Genomic DNA, 1,137 nt, shown 5'->3' with positions numbered 1-1,137 from the left:
CTGATAAAGCGTCAAGCTTATGGCTTTATAAATTTTGAAAATATGCGAATGCGCTTTCTGTCTTGCTTTACTTAATAAATTTTTCTTATCACCTTGTTTTGCGAAGACCCAAACTTGCGTCCGTACTTTTCAGACTTTGCTTCAACCAATACCCTGAACTCTCGCCAGCCTTGTTGACTGATAATTCTAGACAACTTACGGTTTTTAACCATTCCTGACACGTTCAAATCTTCCAAAACGATAGTTTGGTTTTCACTAACGACCTTGGTTGATAGTTTGTGTAGGAAGTCTTTGCGAGTGTCTGCAATCTGATTGTGTAGTTTGGCTATCTGAATACGGGTTTTGTTTCTGCGTTTTGAGTCTTTCTGCTGTCGTGCTAACTTGCGCTGAAGTTTGCGAACCTTGCGGTCTAAATGCTTGTAACAAGGACTTGCCGTTTTTTCACCATTACTCATCACAGCAAAAGTTTTAATTCCTAAATCAATGCCAATGCTTTGGTTTTGAGCATCAATACTGATTGGCTCAACCTCAACAACAAAGCTCAGGAAGTAACGGTTAGCACAGTCCTTAATAACAGTTACAGAGGTAGGACTTGCCGGTAGCTCTCTTGACCAGACAGGCTTAACAACGCCAATCTTTGCAAGATAAACACCTTTGTCTTTAATGGAGAAACCTCCAATTCTGAACCGTGCTGATTGGCTATTCGTCCGTTTTTTAAAATTAGGATAACCAACTTTACGACCTTTTCTTTTGCCTTTACAAGAACCAAAAAAGTTCTTAAAAGCTGTCTCTAGATCGGCTACAGACTGTTGTAAAGGTATGTTTGATACCTCGCTCAACCACGCCCTAGCTTCAGTCTTTTTTGCCTGAGTGATAACTATTTTTTGGAGTTCGGACGACTTAGGTTTTTTCTCAGATTGTTTGCAGATAGCCAAAGCATCGTTATAGACAACACGAACACAGCCGAATAAACAAGCTAGGCTCTGCTTTTGTTGGTCTGTTGGATAAAAACGATATTAAGTAGCCCCAGAGAAAAAAAGGAATGTGTGTAAAGGATTATTTCAGACCTCGAAGGTTGACATACTTAACAGAATGTCCGTGGCGCTCTCCTCGGGCTTCGAGTCCCTCGGTCACGTG

General features: G+C 40.8%; 1 pseudogene. It reads right to left on the bottom strand.

What is annotated here, in order from left to right:
• Positions 1-71: 71 nt before the first annotated feature.
• Positions 72-1,004, bottom strand: a pseudogene (locus tag GEI7105_RS30115) (RNA-guided endonuclease InsQ/TnpB family protein); the annotation flags it as partial.
• Between the last annotated feature and the right edge of the window lie 133 nt (positions 1,005-1,137).

The organism is Baaleninema simplex PCC 7105 (assembly GCF_000332355.1).
GTDB classification, from domain to species: Bacteria; Cyanobacteriota; Cyanobacteriia; order Cyanobacteriales; family Geitlerinemataceae; genus Baaleninema; species Baaleninema simplex.
This window is presented reverse-complemented; position numbering and strand designations above follow the sequence as displayed.